General features: G+C 70.4%; 17 protein-coding genes. 9 read left to right on the top strand and 8 right to left on the bottom strand.

Features of this window, described 5'->3' with window-relative positions:
- Positions 1 to 100: 100 nt before the first annotated feature.
- The gene (locus J2W78_RS01925; RefSeq protein ID WP_253367563.1) at positions 101 to 583 is read left to right on the top strand and encodes a flagellar basal body-associated FliL family protein; all 483 of its coding nucleotides are present in this window, start codon (positions 101 to 103) and stop codon (positions 581 to 583) included.
- A complete protein-coding gene (gene fliP, locus J2W78_RS01920; protein ID WP_253367561.1) occupies positions 580 to 1,362 on the top strand; it encodes a flagellar type III secretion system pore protein FliP in 783 nt (260 codons plus the stop codon). Before J2W78_RS01925 ends, fliP begins: the two co-directional genes overlap by 4 nt.
- A gap of 42 nt (positions 1,363 to 1,404) precedes the next feature.
- On the opposite strand, the gene J2W78_RS01915 is transcribed toward fliP, so the two are convergent.
- Positions 1,405 to 2,058 carry a hypothetical protein gene (locus J2W78_RS01915; RefSeq protein WP_253367559.1) on the bottom strand — a complete coding sequence of 218 codons (654 nt, stop codon included), beginning with the start codon at positions 2,056 to 2,058 and terminating at the stop codon, positions 1,405 to 1,407.
- Between the two features lie 111 nt (positions 2,059 to 2,169).
- Between J2W78_RS01915 and fliF the strand changes: the two genes are divergently transcribed.
- Genes fliF through J2W78_RS01885 form a run of 6 tightly spaced genes read left to right on the top strand, consistent with a single transcriptional unit; the run spans position 2,170 to position 10,032 of the window.
- On the top strand, positions 2,170 to 3,861 hold the full coding sequence (gene fliF / locus J2W78_RS01910; RefSeq protein WP_253367557.1) for a flagellar basal-body MS-ring/collar protein FliF: 1,692 nt from the start codon (positions 2,170 to 2,172) through the stop codon (positions 3,859 to 3,861).
- Complete coding sequence (locus tag J2W78_RS01905; protein ID WP_253367555.1) at positions 3,861 to 4,592, top strand: hypothetical protein; 732 nt, start codon at positions 3,861 to 3,863, stop codon at positions 4,590 to 4,592. Before fliF ends, J2W78_RS01905 begins: the two co-directional genes overlap by 1 nt.
- A 1-nt stretch (position 4,593) precedes the next feature.
- Entirely contained in the window at positions 4,594 to 5,964 is a 1,371-nt protein-coding gene (locus J2W78_RS01900; protein ID WP_253367548.1) for a MotB family protein, read from the top strand.
- Positions 5,961 to 7,421 (top strand): chemotaxis protein, encoded by a 1,461-nt coding sequence (locus tag J2W78_RS01895; RefSeq protein WP_301288503.1) that lies wholly within the window; start codon positions 5,961 to 5,963, stop codon positions 7,419 to 7,421. The genes J2W78_RS01900 and J2W78_RS01895 overlap by 4 nt, the downstream gene beginning before the upstream one ends.
- A gap of 39 nt (positions 7,422 to 7,460) precedes the next feature.
- Positions 7,461 to 9,410, top strand: a complete 1,950-nt coding sequence (locus J2W78_RS01890; RefSeq protein ID WP_253367544.1) for a flagellar hook-length control protein FliK — start codon at positions 7,461 to 7,463, stop codon at positions 9,408 to 9,410.
- Complete coding sequence (locus J2W78_RS01885) at positions 9,364 to 10,032, top strand: transglycosylase SLT domain-containing protein (RefSeq protein ID WP_253367537.1); 669 nt, start codon at positions 9,364 to 9,366, stop codon at positions 10,030 to 10,032. Before J2W78_RS01890 ends, J2W78_RS01885 begins: the two co-directional genes overlap by 47 nt.
- A 6-nt stretch (positions 10,033 to 10,038) precedes the next feature.
- Here J2W78_RS01885 and J2W78_RS01880 read toward each other — a convergent pair whose 3' ends face one another.
- From J2W78_RS01880 to fliN, 5 genes are all read right to left on the bottom strand, one after another.
- The gene (locus J2W78_RS01880; RefSeq protein ID WP_253367535.1) at positions 10,039 to 10,740 is read right to left on the bottom strand and encodes a response regulator transcription factor; all 702 of its coding nucleotides are present in this window, start codon (positions 10,738 to 10,740) and stop codon (positions 10,039 to 10,041) included.
- Positions 10,741 to 10,962: 222 nt separating this feature from the next.
- The gene (locus J2W78_RS01875) at positions 10,963 to 11,409 is read right to left on the bottom strand and encodes a hypothetical protein (protein ID WP_253367533.1); all 447 of its coding nucleotides are present in this window, start codon (positions 11,407 to 11,409) and stop codon (positions 10,963 to 10,965) included.
- Complete coding sequence (gene flhB, locus J2W78_RS01870; protein ID WP_253367531.1) at positions 11,406 to 12,467, bottom strand: flagellar biosynthesis protein FlhB; 1,062 nt, start codon at positions 12,465 to 12,467, stop codon at positions 11,406 to 11,408. The genes J2W78_RS01875 and flhB overlap by 4 nt, the downstream gene beginning before the upstream one ends.
- A gap of 43 nt (positions 12,468 to 12,510) precedes the next feature.
- The gene (locus J2W78_RS01865) at positions 12,511 to 13,590 is read right to left on the bottom strand and encodes a flagellar motor switch protein FliG (RefSeq protein ID WP_253367529.1); all 1,080 of its coding nucleotides are present in this window, start codon (positions 13,588 to 13,590) and stop codon (positions 12,511 to 12,513) included.
- 22 nt (positions 13,591 to 13,612) lie between these two features.
- The gene (gene fliN, locus J2W78_RS01860; protein WP_253367528.1) at positions 13,613 to 13,939 is read right to left on the bottom strand and encodes a flagellar motor switch protein FliN; all 327 of its coding nucleotides are present in this window, start codon (positions 13,937 to 13,939) and stop codon (positions 13,613 to 13,615) included.
- A gap of 200 nt (positions 13,940 to 14,139) precedes the next feature.
- Here fliN and J2W78_RS01855 point away from each other — a divergent pair, with 200 nt between their 5' ends.
- A complete protein-coding gene (locus tag J2W78_RS01855; RefSeq protein ID WP_253367526.1) occupies positions 14,140 to 14,412 on the top strand; it encodes a PepSY domain-containing protein in 273 nt (90 codons plus the stop codon).
- Positions 14,413 to 14,425: 13 nt separating this feature from the next.
- Here the strand turns inward: J2W78_RS01855 and J2W78_RS01850 are convergent, their stop codons facing one another.
- Both J2W78_RS01850 and J2W78_RS01845 read right to left on the bottom strand, forming a co-directional pair.
- A complete protein-coding gene (locus J2W78_RS01850) occupies positions 14,426 to 14,722 on the bottom strand; it encodes a hypothetical protein (protein ID WP_253367524.1) in 297 nt (98 codons plus the stop codon).
- Positions 14,706 to 15,716 carry a flagellar motor switch protein FliM gene (locus J2W78_RS01845; protein ID WP_253367523.1) on the bottom strand — a complete coding sequence of 337 codons (1,011 nt, stop codon included), beginning with the start codon at positions 15,714 to 15,716 and terminating at the stop codon, positions 14,706 to 14,708. Before J2W78_RS01845 ends, J2W78_RS01850 begins: the two co-directional genes overlap by 17 nt.
- Positions 15,717 to 15,726 lie beyond the last annotated feature (10 nt).

Below are 15,726 nucleotides of genomic sequence, written 5' to 3'. Positions count from 1 at the left end.
GCGAACGGCTTCGTTCGCGACAAGCGCGACCGCGCGCCGCCGCCGATGCGGCGAAACGCTCTCACCGCGAAGCGCTGAGAGCGAACCCAGGAGAATCGAGATGGCGGACGCCAAGGACTCCAAGAAGGGCGGCAAGGGCTGGATCGGGGCGCTCGCCCTCGTCACGCTGGTCGCCGTCGGCACCGGGGGCGGGCTCGGCGTCTACCTGCTCGGCAGCGTCGAAAAGTCGGTCGACCTGAAGCAGCGCGAGGAGGCCGGCAAGGCCGTGAAGGTGCTCAACTACACCGGCGACCTGTCCCTGCGCAGCGTCGGCTCGGTGGTGGCCAACCTCGCCGAGCCGACCGATTCCTGGGTGCGGATCGAATCCTCCGTCGTCTTCAAGACCGGTGCACTGCCCAATCCCGACGTGACGCTGGCCGAGATCCGCGCCGACGCGCTGGCCTACCTGCGCACGCTCTCCATGGCGCAGATCGAGGGCGCGCACGGCCTCCAGCACCTGCGCGAAGACCTCAACGAGCGCGTGGCGACCCGCACCAAGGGGGCGGTGCGCGAACTCATCGTCGAATCGCTGGTGGTCCAGTGAGGATGGCGCGCGCGATCCTCGTCACCGCCGGCCTTGCGGTGGCCGCCGGCCTCACCGCCTCCGCCGCGATGGCGCAGGGGGCCTCGCCCGGCGGCGTCACCGGCGTGCCGGGCCTCGACGCGCTGCTGCCGCCCGGCAACGGGGCGGCGTCCGGGCGCATCATCCAGCTCGTCGCGCTGCTCACCGTGCTGTCGCTGGCGCCGGGCCTGCTCGTGATGGTGACGAGCTTCACGCGCTTTGCCGTCGCGTTCTCGTTCCTGCGCTCGGGGCTCGGCCTCCAGAGCACGCCAGCCAACCTGTTCCTCGTCTCGCTCGCCCTGTTCATGACCTTCTACGTGATGGCGCCGACCTTCGACCGCGCCTGGAACGAGGGCGTGAAGCCGCTCCAGGAAAACCGCATCGGCGAGGAGGAGGCCCTCAACAAGATCGTCGAGCCGTTCCGCGAATTCATGACCCAGCACGTGCGCCCGAAGGATCTTCAGACCTTCACGGACTTGGCGAGCCGCAATTTCCCCAAGGCCGAGGCCGGCGAGAAGATCGACCTGCGCATCCTGATACCGGCCTTCATGATCTCCGAGCTGCGCCGGGGCTTCGAGATCGGCTTCCTGATCGTGCTGCCCTTCCTCGTCATCGACATCATCGTCTCCACCATCGTGATGTCGATGGGCATGATGATGCTGCCGCCCACCGTGATCTCGCTGCCGTTCAAGGTGCTGTTCTTCATCCTGATCGACGGCTGGAATCTGCTGGTCAGCGGGTTGGTGCGGTCGTTCTTCTGATCCGGTGATTCAGGCCGAACGAGATCGGCGTCCTGGCCGCGGTCAGCCGTGATAGGACCAGAAATCGCGCCCGAACACCCGGATCAGACCTGCGTGCAGGCCGCTCAGACGCGCCAAGGCCGCCGCAGCCTGAGCGGCGACCGCTCCCGCGTCGCCGCGGACCACGACGTCCGCCCCCTCGTCCGGATCGCCCTCGGCGATGAAGAGTGTTCCGTCGCGAACGAGGATGCGGAGGAACCAGCCCTGGTCGATCGCGTCCCAGACCACGCCGTCGGGCCCCGCATCGGCGAGCGCCCTGAGGAAGGCGGCGGTCTGCGGCACGTCGTCGGTCCAGGGGAAGGAAACGACCGGCTGGCCGTCCTCCAGCATCAGCGGCGTGACCGAGAAGTACGGAAACGGCTGCGCCAGGGCCGTGGGCTTGCCGTGACGGCGCGTCGTGGCGATCAGCCTCCCGTAATGGGCGGCGAGCGCGGCCTCGCGGCCCGGCAGGTCGAGCGTCGCCGCCAGACGCGGGACACGGCACGGCAGGTCGGCCGCGTCGAGGGGCACCCGCAGACGCTCCCAATCGGCCGGGCCGATGTCGTTCTCGGGGCCGATGGAGAGGCTGTCGGCGATGCGGAAGGCGGCATCGCAGAGCAACGGGCCGAGCGGCCGGGCCCGCGCCATCCAGTCCTCGTCCGAACCATCCTCGATCATCAAGGGCTCCCAGCACCGACGCCAACCTGTCGCGCCGCAATCCCCGCGCAAGGGTGAGCCCTCATTCAAGCTGGCGACGCGTGTCAGGTCGCGGGCGGGATTGGTCCAGGGATGTTCGGTCGCGAGCAAGCCGAGAGATTGTGGAGCAACATCGTCGATCTCGGCGCGAGGCGGCTGATCGCCCTCGGGCTGGTCGGCCTTCTAGTGTTTCTCGGCGTCGGTGTCGGCGCCTACTACCTGAGCCGCCCGGCGCAGGAGATGCTCTATACGGGCCTCTCGCGTGAGGACGTGTCGCGCATCGGCGGCGTGCTCAAGGACAACGGCATCCCGTTCGACGTGTCGTCCGACGGCACCGCCGTGCTCGTCTCCTTCGGCCATACCGCGCAGGCGCGGATGCTGCTGGCCGAGAAGGGCCTGCCGCAGAGCTCCAAGTCCGGCTACGAGCTGTTCAACGATCTCGGCTCGCTCGGCATGACCTCGTTCATGCAGGAAGTGACCCGCGTGCGGGCGCTCGAAGGCGAGATCGCCCGCACCATTCAGGGCATGAAGGGCGTGCGCGCCGCCCGCGTCCACCTCGTGCTTCCCGACCGCGGCTCGTTCCGCCGCGACCAGCAGCCGGCCTCGGCCTCCGTTGTGGTGCGCACCGAGCCCGCCGACGACGTGTCGGGCGCGCAGGCGATCCGCCAGCTCGTCGCCTCGGCGATTCCCGGCATGAAGCCCGACCGCGTCACCGTGATCGGTTCGGAGGGCACGGTGCTGATGGCGGGCGACGATGCCGGCACGGCGCCCACCGGCAAGATGGCGACGCTGGAGAAGTCCGTAAGCCGCGAGATGCAGGACAACATCCGCCGCACCCTCGCGCCCTATCTCGGCGTCGGCAATTTCGAGATCAGCGTCGCGACCCAGCTCAACACCGACAAGACTTCAACCAACGAGACGATCTTCAACCCCGACCAGCGGGTGGAGCGCTCGGTGCGGTCGGTGCGCGAGAGCGAGAACGCGCAGAACCGCAACAGCCAGCGCCCGACCAGCGCGCAGGAGAACCTGCCCGACCAGCGCACACGCTCGGACGGCAACGACCAGTCGAGCAACGAAACCTCGAAGAAGGAGGATCTCACCAATTACGAGATCTCCCAGAAGACGGTCCAGACGGTGAGTGACGGCTACGCCATCCGCCGCCTCTCGGTCGCGGTGCTGGTCAACCGCTCGCGGCTGACCGCGCTCGCCGGGCCCGACGACAAGGCGAGCCTGGACCGGCAGATTGCCGAGATCGAGGAGCTGGTCGGCTCGGCCGCGGGCTTCAGCAAGGAGCGCGGCGACACGATCAAGGTCGCGGCGGTCGGCTTCGTCAACGACGGCCAGGCGATGGAGCCGGTGCCGCCGCTCTCGCTCACCGACGTGATGATGAAGCAGTCCGGCACGCTCATCAACGCGGCGACGATCCTCGTCGTGGCAGGCCTGCTGATCTGGTTCGGCCTGCGCCCGGCGCTTCGCGCGATCCTGGCAACGCCCGAGACCGCTCAGAGCGAGGTCGCGGCGCTCGCCGGCCCCGAGGGCGCGCCAGCGCTTGCCGCCGGTATGGCGGCCGACGGCACGATGGCGCTCGCCGCACCGGGTGCAGCGCCTCCCGGATCCAGCGAGGCGGCCAAGCTCCCCGCGCCGGGCGTCGCCGGCCTGCTGGAGGAACTGGAGGACAAGATGGCGCGCTCGCCGCAGAAGCGGCTGGAGCAGCTCATCGACATCGACGAGGAGCAGGTCGCGGCCGTGCTCAAGCGCTGGCTCATGCGTGAGGAGGCGGCGTGATGGACGCGGTTCTCGCACGCTACCTGCCGGACTTTTCCGCTCCTCCCCCGCCGCCCGTAGCACTCGCCGGCGAGCCGGATTTTTCGGGAGCATGGTTCCGCGCGCCCGCCGCCGTCGTGGAGCCGTCCGCACCGGAGCCGGTCGAGATCCAGGCCGAACTCGAACCCTTCCTGCCCCGTGCCGCCGCGGCGGCCCTGCGGCCGGCAGAGGATCGCGAGGCGCTGATCGCCGCCGCCGAGGCGCGCGGGCGCGAGCAGGGCCGAGCCGAGGCGATGGAAGAGTGGTCGTCGCAGGCCGCGCTCGAACGCGCGGCGCAGCAGGCTCTCTTCGAGGAAGGATTGGCGCAGGCCCGCCGCGACTGGACCGAGGCGCAGGGCGAGGCCCTGGCGCAAGGCTTCGTCGCGGCCATGCAGGCGCTCGACGCTACGCTATCGGACCGGGTCGCGCGGCTGATCGCGCCGGTCCTGGGTCAGGCGCTGCAACGGCAGGCGCTGGATGAACTCGGCGCCGCCCTCAAGCGCATCCTGGCCGAGCCGCAGCAGGCGGTGGTGCAGGTGCGCGGGCCGGACGACCTGATCGCGGCGCTCGCCGCACGGCTCGGCGGTGCGGCCGGAATCGCTTTCGAAGCGGCCGAGGGGCCGGAGGTGACGGTGCGCGCGGGCGAGACCGTGATCGAGACCGAACTCGCGGCCTGGAGCCGCCTGATCACCGCCGCGATCGCGGAGGCGTAAGATGTCGGACCACGCCCAAGAAATCATCATCATCAAGCGCCACGGCGACCACGAGGACGGCCATCACGGCGGCGCCTGGAAGATCGCGCTCGCCGACTTCATGACGGCGATGATGGCGCTGTTCCTGGTGATGTGGCTGATCAACTCCACCAGCAAGGAGCAGAAACAGACCATCGCCGAGTACTTCAACCCGGTGAAGCTCGCCGAGGTCACCCACGACCGCAAGGGCGTGAACGACCCGCAGGACACGCCCAATGATCCCGCCCCCTCCGGCAAGGGCAAGGGCGATGGGGGCAACGCCGAGGGCAAGGGCGACGCGGCCGGCGCGCCGGGCAGCCGCGCCCGTGAATCCGCCCTGTTCCAGGATCCTTACGCGGTGCTCGCCAAACTCGCCGCGGAGGCCGAGGCCGCCGGGCCGGAGGCCGCGAGCGCGGATGCCTCCGCGGTTGAGGCCGGACAGCCGGGCGTGGCCGGCGGCGAGACCGGGCGCGACCCGTTCGACCCGCTCTACTGGCAGGTCGCCGCCCTGCCGCGTCGCCGCACGGACAATCCCGGCGCCCTCGACACGGCTGCCGCCGCGCCGGCCGAGGCCCGCCTCGACGCGCGTGCACAGATCACCGGCCCCAAACCCAAGGATTTGCCGAAGGAATCGGCCAAGGACGTCGCCCGCCAGAGCCTGAACGAGGCCATGCGGCAGGCCGGCGTCAAGCTTGCCTCGGCCGAGCCGATGCCGCTGGCGGTTCCAAGCGCCGAGGCCGCCAAGCCACCGTCCGAGACGGCACCGCACACGTCCCCGCCCGAACTCAAGACGGCCCCGCCCGAACCGACGCTGCTGGCAAAAGCCGAGACGCCTGCTGCGAAGGAACTGGCGGCGGGGGCGGATCAAACCGCGAAAGCGGCCGAGACCGCGGCGCTCTCGGCTCTGAAGGCCGAGATCGCGCGGGCCGTGCCGTCGCTGCCCAACGGCGCGCCCGCCCCGCAGGTCGAGGTGCGCCGGACCGGCGAAGGCGTGCTCATCAGCATCACCGACGAGATCAATTTCAGCATGTTCGGGATCGGCTCGGCCGAACCGACACCCAAGGTGGTCAAGGCGCTGGAGCGCATCGCCAAGATCCTCAACAGCCGCCCCGGCCGCGTCGTCGTGCGCGGCCATACCGACGGCCGCCCGTTCCGCTCGGAGACCTACGACAACTGGCGCCTGTCCTCGGCGCGGGCGCAGATGGCCTCCTACATGCTCGTGCGCGGCGGCCTCGACGAGGCCCGCATCGACCGCATCGAGGGCTATGCCGACCGCCAGCCCCGCATCGCCGCCAACCCGAAGGCCGCCGAGAACCGCCGCATCGAGATCCTGCTGCGGGGCCTGCCGGAATGACTTCTTTTCGGGAGTCCCTAGCGCGGTCGAGTCGCTCGGCCGTCGTCGCGAGCGACGTCGGGGACCGTCGCGGCGCTGGATGGCTTCGCCTGACGGCTCGCAATGATGGTGGAGGGCACACCTTCCGTCATTGCGAGGCGAAGCCGAAGCAATCCAAGATCGCGACGCCGACGGACAGAGCATCCCGGCCTCGCGCCCTCGCGGCGACCGCCCTCACTCTCTGCCTCGCCCTCGTTCCGGCCATGGCCGCCGAGCACGGCGACGGCCACGCGCCGCCCGCGGAAAACCATGCCGCCGACGACCATGGCGGACACGGCGCTCCGGCGAAACCGATCGAACCGCTGCCGGTGAAGGCGCACGGCCTGCCGGTCGAACTGACGCGCACGCTCCAGCTCCTTCAGGACCGCATCGCCAGCGGCTCGACCCAGGCGCATGTCGCGCAGCGCCAGCTCCTCGGCCATATCGAGCAGCGGCTGATCACCCTCGATCCCGAGGCCTGGGCCGAGGCGGAAAACGCGCGCGCCGCCGTCACCTTCGCGCTCGCGGGCGGCGGACCGGGAGCCCTGCGGGCGATCCTCCGATCCAACAAGGTGCCGGAGGCGGAGCAGCCCCTGGCGCTCGGAGCACTTGCCTATCTCGAAGGGCGCGAGCGAGAGGCGCGGGCCAAGCTGGCCGGCATCGACCCGCGCACGATGCCGGCGGGCCTCGCCGGGCAGCTCGCGCTGACGCAATCGGCGCTGATGGTGCGCGACGCGCCGGTCAAGTCGCTCGAACTCCTGGACCTCGCCCGGCTTCTGGCGCCCGGCACGCTGGTCGAGGAAGGGGCGCTGCGCCGCCAGATCTTCGTGGTCGCGCAGGGCGGCGATGCGCGGCGCTTCGAGGCGCTGGCGATCCAGTACCTGCGCCGGTTCCGCCGCTCGGTCTATGCCGGCAACTTCCGCCAGCGCTTCGCCGGCGCGCTCACCCGCCTCGACTTCGACAGCGACCGCACCCGCATCGCCAGCCTGGAGCGGATGCTCGACGAGATCGAGCCTGAGAGCCGGCGCGACCTCTACCTGCTGGTAGCCCGCGCCGGGCTGGAACAGGGCCGCCGCGAGACCGCGCTGTTTTCCGCCGAGCGGGCGATGGGGCTCGCCGCGCCGGATTCGCGAGCCGCAGCGCAGGCGCGGCTCTATCGCGGCGCGGCGCTGATCGTGGCCGATGGACGCTTCGAGGAAGGGTACGATGCCTTGCGCGGCCTCGACCGTGCCGATTTCGCCCCGTCCGACGCGGACCTGCTCGACGCCGCGCTCTCCACCGCCCGGCAGATCCGCACGCCCTCCCCCGTCGCCGCGGCGACCCCGGCCCCGCCGCCCTCGGCGAGCCGGCCGATCCCCGAATCCGGCTCGCTCCTGCGGGCGCAGGAGGCCCTGGCCCGGGCCGAGCGTTCCATGGATGCCACCACCGGCACTCCCTGAGATTTCCCCGCACTCCAACCACCGGACGATCGACCCGTGATGCGGTCCCTCGACACCCTTCTTCTGACGCGGCCGAAGCCCGAGGCCGGCCGTGCGCCCGCGGGCGAGGATGCGCGCGTGGACGTCCCCTCCGGCTTCGAGGCGATGCTCGGCGCATTGGAGGGCGGAACAGCCGAGACCGGGGCGGCCGAGAGAGGGCCGTCAGTGGCCGGAGAGGTTGGGGCGGAACCGGCCGAAGCCGGGGCGGACCTGCCCCCTGCCCTCCCCGCCGACGCTTCCCCCGCCATCACCATCGACGTCGGCGGCTCGGCCTTGCAGGCGCTGATGGCGCTCACCGGTCCTGCGGCGCCGGCCATCGCGGCTCCCCCGGATGCCAGCCTGGAAGCCATGGTGCAGCGGGCCGCCCTACGCGCCGGATCGGGGCCCGGCCCGGCCCCGGCGGAACCGGCCTTGCAAATGTCGATGGTCGGCCTGGAAACGCATTTCGCGCCGGTCCGGCCGCGCGGGGTCGCAACCCCGGCAGAACCGGGCATCGGGCAGGGCTTGAGCGAGACATCCGCGCCGCCGACCGTCCCGACATCGGACCGCTTCGGCGCCGCGCCGGTCGCTCTCGTGAACCAGGAAAAGGCGCCCGTTGCGGGCGCCGCGCGGACCGCGACGGCAGCCGATGCGATCATGCCGCCGGCCGGTGGGCCGGATGGCCAGCGCGCGATAGGATCGGAAGCGATGCCGCTCCCGGCGGCTGACAGCGACGTTCGCGATCCGGCCACACCATCCGATCGGCCGGCACCGGAAGCCGCCGCGAACGGGCCGACCGCACCGGCCGCCACCCCGCGCGCACCGTCGCCGGGTGAAGCGGCAAAGGCTGCGGCGCCGGCCGGCATGGCCGACCTAGCCGCCACGGCGTCCGCGCCGCCGGCCTCGCCTGATCCGACCGCCGCGACGCCTGCGCGGCCGGCCGGGCCTGATCCAGAACCCGACCGCCCCGCCACCCCTGCCGTGCCGAGCCCTGCGCCGGCGTCGGACGAAGCCGTTCGGCAGCCGGCAGCCGCCCCGGTGCAGACTACCGTCATCGAAGCCCTGCGAAGCCCCGCGGGCCGCGGGGCACCGCGGAGCGATCGCGCCGAACCGGCCGGTACAGCGGACAACGCCGCGCGCGTCGATCGACCGGAAAGCCCGAGCCTCACCGAACCGGCCGCCATCGCCCAACTCGGCGCGCCGGGACAGACCCGACGCGACCCGGATTCGAGGCAGGATCGCCCGGCCGTCATCGCACGCCCCGAAACCACGCCGGAGCAGGCCACCGTGGCGGTGCCGCAGCCGCAGGCCAACGAAGGCGTAGCGCGCCCCGTGCGCGCCGAAACCGACGCGGCGATGCCCGAAGCGCCGCGTCCGGAGATGCCGCTGGCGCAACCCGTTGCGCAGGAGACGGCCGGCATGCCGGCTCCGGTACCCGCCTCGCCGCTGCGTCAGATCGTCGATGCGGTCGCCGCCCAGTTGCCGGCCGCGCCCGCGAGCCAGGCCCGCCCCGTTCCGGCTTCGACCGAGGCCGGGCCGCTGAAGATCCTCACGCTCCAGCTCCATCCGGCCGACCTCGGCTCGGTGCTGGTGCGGATGCGTCTGCAGGATGGGCGGCTCGAGATGAGCCTGCGCACCAGCCGCGAGGAGACCGCCGAGCGCCTGCGCAAGGAGGGCGAGCTGCTCTCCGGCCTGCTGCGCGAGGCCGGCTACGAGCCCGAAGCCGTGACGATTCAGGCAGGCGGCCCCGGAGCCGGCGATTCCGCGCCGCGCGGCCAGGGATTCGCGGCCTTCGCCGGATCGCAGGGCGGGCAGCACGACAGACAGCCGGGCGCGGCGACGCCCGATCAATCGGGCCGGCGCCCGTCCCCCCGCGCGGACGCGGCCGCCGAGTCCACCGACATGCCCACCGGGGAGCAGGACCATGAGACGGATTCTCGCGGGCGCGATCGCGGCAGCCTGTATCTCTAGCGCCGCCGGCCCGAATGCGGCGGCCGCGCATTCCACCGCCGCCGAGGGCGCCGCAGAAGCGGCCTCCGCACAGACGGGCGCGCTGGGCGGCGAGACGCGAGGCGGCTCCAGCCGTCCTGCGATGGCGGGCGCCTCCCGTGTCTGCGAGCGCCAGATGGCGCAGGCGGCGGCCAAGCACGGCGTGCCGCTCGGCATGCTCTACGCGGTCGGGCTGACGGAGAGCGGCAACCGCGGCTCGCTCCAGCCCTATGCCATGAATGTCGGGGGCAAGGCCTATTTCGGCAGCGGCGCCGCCGACGTGATGCAGCGCCTCGCCCAGGCGCAGCGGGAGGGCGTGCGCCTGGTCGATCTCGGCTGCATGCAGATCAACCATCACTATCATCGCGCGAAGTTCGCCTCGCTGGAGGCGATGATCGACCCGGCCCAGAACGTCGAATACGCGACGCGCTTCCTGAAGGAGTTGAAGGAGCGCGAGGGAAGCTGGACGCTCGCCGTGGCGCGCTACCATGCCGGGCCGAACAACAACCCGGCGCAGAAGGTCTATGTCTGCCGGGTCATCACCAACATGGTCGCCACCGGTTTCGGCAACTGGACGCCGGGCGCGAAGGCATTCTGCCAGTAGCCGGGCTCACCCGACGTAGGTGTAGCCCATGTAGCGCTTGGCCTCGATCGGATCGTGGCCGAGCCGCTCGGCGAGCTTCTTGCGCAGCTTGCTCACATGGCCCTCGATCACGCTCTCTTCGACGCCGTTGCTGTAGACGCCGTAGACCACGTTGAAGACCTGGGTCTTGGTGAGCCGGCGCCCGCGGTTGCGCACGAGATATTCGAGGATGTGCCGCTCCCGCCGCGGCAGGGACAGCGGCACGCCGTCGATCTCGGGGTCGCGCCCGTCGTGGAAGACCTTGAGACGGTCCACTGCCCTGGCCTCGCCCTCGGTCTCGCCGTCCGCCTCGCCGGCTTGGACGGCGCCGTTGACCCGGCGCCAGATCGCCTCGGAGCGGGCCAAAATCTCGCGGACATGGACGGGCTTGGGCAGCACGTCGTCGATGCCGGCTTCCAGCAGTTCGACGGTCTGCTCGAGGGAGCGCAGGTCGGCGAGCGCGATGATCGGTGCGCGGGACTGCTTGCGGATGACGCTGGCGCATTTCGCCCGCTCCGCGAAATCCCCGAGGAGGAAGCCCTGGATCGCTTCGAGGTCGGCGGGAGAGGCCGCCCGGAGCCAGCTCAGGAACTCTTCGGGCATAAGCGCGAACGAGGAGATGCCCTCACGCTCGAAGCTGGCCTTGTAACCCGCGTTCACCGTATCGCGCGGATCGACCAGAAAATACATCGACGACTCTTCCCCTGATCCCGCCGGATCGCCCTGCCACTGCGCCGCGATGAGGGCAGGTTTTGGGCGCTCCCGGAAGACCGTCTCCGCCGCCTTCCGCAACGCTTCGAAACGCTGCCGCAGCCAATTCATGAAGCGCGGCCGCGGGGGGGTCAATCTACTGAAATGCACATTTCCAAACAGGGGCGGTGTTCGTCGGCGGCGCGTGGCATTCGCGCCGCTTCAGGCGTGGCCGACCCGGGCTTGGCTGAGGGCGTGGGCGAAGCCTTCGAGGGAGAGCGCATCCGTCTCCTCCGCGACGATGCGCTGGATCGCGACGCCGGCGAACACCTCGTCGAGCACGAGCTTGAAGAACACCGTCATCGGCTCGGCGGCGAATTCGAGATCGAGGACCACCTGCATGGAGCGGCCCCAATCGAGGCACACGTCGGCCGCGTCGGCGTAGGTCAGCACCGATTCCTTGAAGAACAATTCGGCGGAGGACGAGACGATGTCGGCGATGTTGCCGTGCCGCTCGCCACGGATCCAGCCGATGAGCACCCCGCCGTCGAGCAGGCACAGCTCGGCGATGAAGTCACGCAGCGCCTCGGCGAAGATCTGTTCGGCCGCCGCATGGCTGTGCGGGACGGCTGACGGTCCTGGCGCGAAACGTTGGACCTGAGGGGTCATCGGGCTCTCGCGAAAAGGAAGAAAAGGATCTGCGCCACGGCGCGGTAAAATTCTGCCGGAATCGTCTGATCGACCTGCACAGCATCGTACAGCGACCTTGCGAGAGGCTTGTCCTCGATCACGGCGATGCCTTTTTCCTCGGCGATCGCGCGGATACGGAGCGCGATGAGATCCTGCCCCTTGGCGATCACGAGGGGGGCCGGGTTCTCGCTGGGCTCGTAGCGCAGGGCCACGGCGAAGTGGGTCGGGTTGGCGATGATCACGGTCGCCCGGTCGACATTGGCGAGCATCCGGTTGCGGGCGCGGTCCTGGGCGAGCGAGCGCAGCCGGGCCTTCACCGACGGATCGCCCTCGGTCTGCTTGTGCTCGTCCTTGATGTCCTGGCGCGACATCCGCAGCGAGCGCTGCCAGCGCAGCCGCGCCCAGACGAGATCGCCCGCGACGATCACGATGGTGGCGATGGCCACCGCCGAGACGAGACGGATCGCGACCGTCAGGATCAGTTCGGGCAGTTGGCTCGGATCGACGAACATGGCGTTCACGGCTCTTGTCCGCTCCGAGCGGAGGAGCAGAAGGGCGACGACACTGACCGACAGGAATTTAACGAGGGATTTCAGGAACTCGACTTGACCCGAGGTTCCGAAGATCCGCGCGAAACCCGCCATCGGCGACACCCGCGACCATTTCGGCGTGATCCGGTCGAGGACGAAGCGCGGCAGGTTTTGCAGGAGTGAGGCGGTGAGACTGCAGACCGCCAGGATCAGCAGGATCGGCAGCAGGAATCGGCCCGCCGCCAGCGCCACGCGGCTGAGAAGCAGCATCGCGTCGCCGCCGGTCTCCAGGGAGAAGCCGCGCGGATCGTCGAAGAGCGGTTTGAAATCGCCTGCGAGCTGCGCCGCCTGTCCCCGCGCGAACAGGGCGAGCGCGATCAGCAGGCCGAGCGTCGAGGCGAAGACCGGCGCCTCGCGTGAGAACGGGATGTCGCCCTTCTCGATCGCCTCGCGCACCCGCCGTTCGGTGGCGGCTTCGGTCTTGCTCTCCTTGTCCTCGTCCGACACGCATCAGCCCCGCCGATACGCAAGCGGAACGGGAGGGCGCGGATCAGCGGATGAGCGCTTCATCCTCGCCTCCCGGATTGATCTCGATCTCGCCGCGCCCGGCCATGTCCATGGCCAGATCGGTGATGGTGCGGCGCGCCTCCAGCACGTCGCGCTGCGCCGCCGGCTCGCCGCCGTTCAATTCGTGCTCGACCATGCGGCGCACGCGCGCCGAGAGGGCACTGAGCACCGTGGTGCGGAACTCGACCTCCGTGCCCTTCAGTGCCAGCACCAGACGGTCGTTGGGGACGGCATCGAACAGAGTGGTGCGGGCGCGCGGCGCCAGCTTGACGATGTCGTCGAAGGTGAAGAGCAGGCCTTTCAGGATCTCGACCGATTTCGGACGCGACTCGCCGAGGCTGGTGAGCACGTCGTCCATCTGCTGGCGCTCCATCTTGTTGATGATGTCGGCCATTTTGGCGTGGGTGTCGGCGCCGGAATTGCGCGCGCCGTTGATCATGAAGTCCTCGTGCAGCGTCTTCTCGATCGCGTGCAGTACGTCGTCGACGATCGGCTTGAAGCTCAGCATCCGCCGCATCACCGTGTTGCGCACCGGCGCGGGCAGGTGGCCCATCACCTTGGCGGCGGTGGCGGGTTTCACCTTCGACAGGATCAGCGCGGCGGTCTGCGGATGCTCCTTGACGAGGTAGCTCGCCAGCACGCTCTCCTGCACGGTGCCGAGCCGCTCCCACACCGAGCGGGTGGCGCTGCCGCGCACGTCGGCGAGGATGTCGGCGATCTGGTCGGCCGGCAGCAGGCCGGTGAGCAGCTTCTCGACCTCGCTCGCCGTCCCGATCAGGCTGTTGCCGGCGGAGAATTCGGACGAGAAGTTCTCGACCACCGTGTCGAGCTGCTCGGGGCTGACCGCCCCGAGATGCGAGGCCGAGCGGGTGATGCGCTTGAGTTCGTCCGGCTCGAAATACTTGATGAGCCGCCCGGCCGCGGGCTTGCCCATGGCGAGCAGCAGCGCCGCCACTTGATCGACGGGGTCGAGCCGCCGGGTCGCCACCGCACGGGGCGCGATGGCGACCGAGGAGACGGCGTCCGGTGGGACGGGGCTCGATGCCAGAGGGCTCGAAGACATGGCGGCCCGCTCTCGCCGAGGCTCAGGTGTTCTGGTCGGTGGCGGAGGGGCCGACCACCTCGGTCAGCGACACGCCGAACCGGGAATTGTCCTCCTCGACGATCACGATCTCGCCCCGCGCGATGACCCGGCCGTTGACCATCACGTCCACGGGCTCGCCGACCCGGTGATCGAGGGGGACGACGGCGCCGCGCCCGAGCTTCATCAGATCCGCCACCGGCATGGTTGCCGAACCGAGCACCACCTGCATCAGCACCGGGATGCGTAGGATCGAATCGAGGTTGCGCCCGTCGCCGACGCGAGGCTCGGTGCCGGCGAGATCGGTGGCGGGGAAGGGGCTGCTGCTCATCGCTCGGGCTCGTCGGGTCCGCTTCGTGCGTGAGGAGGGTCTAGCCGGCTTGGCTGACGCGAGGCTGTCGCCGCATGTCGTAAGCTTCCCACTCCGCGCGGCCGGCCCGGCTGACATTTGACTGACGGCTTCCGTCAGGTTCGCGGGGGTCGTCCGGTGAAAGAAGGAGGCATCACGACACCCGACAGGACCCGAACGCCATGAACGCCTTCAAGACCATTCTTGCCGCCACGCTGGCCACCGGCCTCGTCGCGGCGTCGGCACAGGCCGACACGCCCGGAAAGGACTGGATGCCGATCGACCAAGTGCTGACGAAGCTGTCGGAGGCCGGCTACGGCACGGTGCGCAGCATCGAGGCCGACGACGGGGTGTGGAAGGCCAAGGCGGTCCGGGACGGCCGGAGCGTCAAGCTTCAGCTCGATCCGCGGACCGGCGCCATCGTCGAGAAGGCCAAGGGGCAGAGCGACGATTGAGGCCGACGACGGCTCACGGCTTCTGCGAGCGCGCGGCGACGAGGGCCGCGCGCGACGCCTCCAGCGCGTCGAGCGTCGCCCGCGCCTCCTCGATCTTGAGGCTCAGGGCGTCCAGAACCTCGCGGCCCTCCTCCTTGAAGGAGCGCACCGCCTCGCCGGCCTGGGTCAGCGCCACGCCGGAGGCGGCCACCGCCGCGCCGTACTCGGCCTGGGTCCGGTCGAGGCGCTTGAGCTTCAGGTACATCGGCACGACGCAGGCGCTCGTCACCACGAGCGCGACGAGCAGCACGCCGTCAACCAAGGAGCCCATGGCCGCCCTCCTTCTCCGGATTGATCGATTCTTCCACCCGCAGGACGTAAGCGCCCTGCGACTGGCCGGCCCGGCACCAGAAGAGGGGCCGGTCGTTGCCCTCGAGCTTGATCCGCGTCGCGGGCGTCGCGTCGAGGGTCAGCACCTGCCCGACCTTGAGGCCGGCGATCTCGCCGAGCGTCAGGTGCCGCTCCTCGAGGACGGCGCGCAGACGCACGGTGGTCTTTTGCACCTCCGCCGCGATCTGCTCGGCCCAGCGCGGGTCGCGGGCGGCGGATTCGCCGGTCAGCACCTTGCCGAGAGCCGGGCGCAGCGGGTTCAACACCGTCTGCGGGATGATGAGGAACATCTCGCCGCCGCGGTTGAGCGCCTGGAGCAGGAACTTGGCCTGGACCGCCTTGTTGGAGCGCCGGCCGATCACCGCGAACTCCATCCGAGTCTCCATCCGCTCCAGGCGGAAGGCGGTCTGCGAGACGAGGCCGAAGGAGGATTCGAGCGCCTTGCCGACCTGCTCGAACACCATCTGCGCGATGCGCAGCTCGATCGCCGAGAAGGTGCGCTCGTCCTCCACCGGCGGCTCGGAGCCGTCGGAGCCGAACAGAACCTCGACCATGGTGTAGAGGAAGTCGCGGTCGAGCCCGACCAGGACGTGCCCGTCCCATTCCGGCGCCTGGAAGATGCCGACCACCGCGTTGGCGTCGTAGGCATCGAGGAACTCGCCGAAGCGCCCACTCTCGACGCCGCTCAGGGAGTAGAACGCCGAGGAGGCGGCCAGGTGCTTGGCCGCGTCGCTGCAAGCGGTGGCGAGGCGGTCGAACACCACGCTGAGCATCGGCAGCCGGTCGAGCGACAGGCCGCCGGCCTCCTGGATGCGGGCACGGATGTCGGTCGCGGGCCGTGACGCCGTAACGAAGGGGGGAAGCTCCGGCCGGGGCTCGGGGTTCGCCTCGGGGCCCGTTTCGGGCGCCGCGTCGGAGGTCTCGGTCTCGTCCATCGGGAAAGGC

Origin of the sequence: Methylorubrum extorquens, assembly GCF_024169925.1 — a bacterium.
GTDB lineage: Bacteria > Pseudomonadota > Alphaproteobacteria > Rhizobiales > Beijerinckiaceae > Methylobacterium > Methylobacterium extorquens_A.
This window is presented reverse-complemented; position numbering and strand designations above follow the sequence as displayed.

Coding starts and splice junctions, on each gene's coding strand:
- J2W78_RS01900 (WP_253367548.1), top strand. CDS start 4,594: ATGTCGGACCACGCCCAAGAAATCATCATCATCAAGCGCCACGGCGAC.
- J2W78_RS01875 (WP_253367533.1), bottom strand. CDS start 11,409: ATGACCCCTCAGGTCCAACGTTTCGCGCCAGGACCGTCAGCCGTCCCG.
- J2W78_RS01895 (WP_301288503.1), top strand. CDS start 5,961: ATGACTTCTTTTCGGGAGTCCCTAGCGCGGTCGAGTCGCTCGGCCGTC.
- J2W78_RS01915 (WP_253367559.1), bottom strand. CDS start 2,058: ATGATCGAGGATGGTTCGGACGAGGACTGGATGGCGCGGGCCCGGCCG.
- fliN (WP_253367528.1), bottom strand. CDS start 13,939: ATGAGCAGCAGCCCCTTCCCCGCCACCGATCTCGCCGGCACCGAGCCT.
- J2W78_RS01865 (WP_253367529.1), bottom strand. CDS start 13,590: ATGTCTTCGAGCCCTCTGGCATCGAGCCCCGTCCCACCGGACGCCGTC.
- fliF (WP_253367557.1), top strand. CDS start 2,170: ATGTTCGGTCGCGAGCAAGCCGAGAGATTGTGGAGCAACATCGTCGAT.
- J2W78_RS01905 (WP_253367555.1), top strand. CDS start 3,861: ATGGACGCGGTTCTCGCACGCTACCTGCCGGACTTTTCCGCTCCTCCC.
- J2W78_RS01855 (WP_253367526.1), top strand. CDS start 14,140: ATGAACGCCTTCAAGACCATTCTTGCCGCCACGCTGGCCACCGGCCTC.
- J2W78_RS01845 (WP_253367523.1), bottom strand. CDS start 15,716: ATGGACGAGACCGAGACCTCCGACGCGGCGCCCGAAACGGGCCCCGAG.
- J2W78_RS01850 (WP_253367524.1), bottom strand. CDS start 14,722: ATGGGCTCCTTGGTTGACGGCGTGCTGCTCGTCGCGCTCGTGGTGACG.
- J2W78_RS01890 (WP_253367544.1), top strand. CDS start 7,461: ATGCGGTCCCTCGACACCCTTCTTCTGACGCGGCCGAAGCCCGAGGCC.
- J2W78_RS01885 (WP_253367537.1), top strand. CDS start 9,364: ATGAGACGGATTCTCGCGGGCGCGATCGCGGCAGCCTGTATCTCTAGC.
- J2W78_RS01880 (WP_253367535.1), bottom strand. CDS start 10,740: ATGTATTTTCTGGTCGATCCGCGCGATACGGTGAACGCGGGTTACAAG.
- J2W78_RS01925 (WP_253367563.1), top strand. CDS start 101: ATGGCGGACGCCAAGGACTCCAAGAAGGGCGGCAAGGGCTGGATCGGG.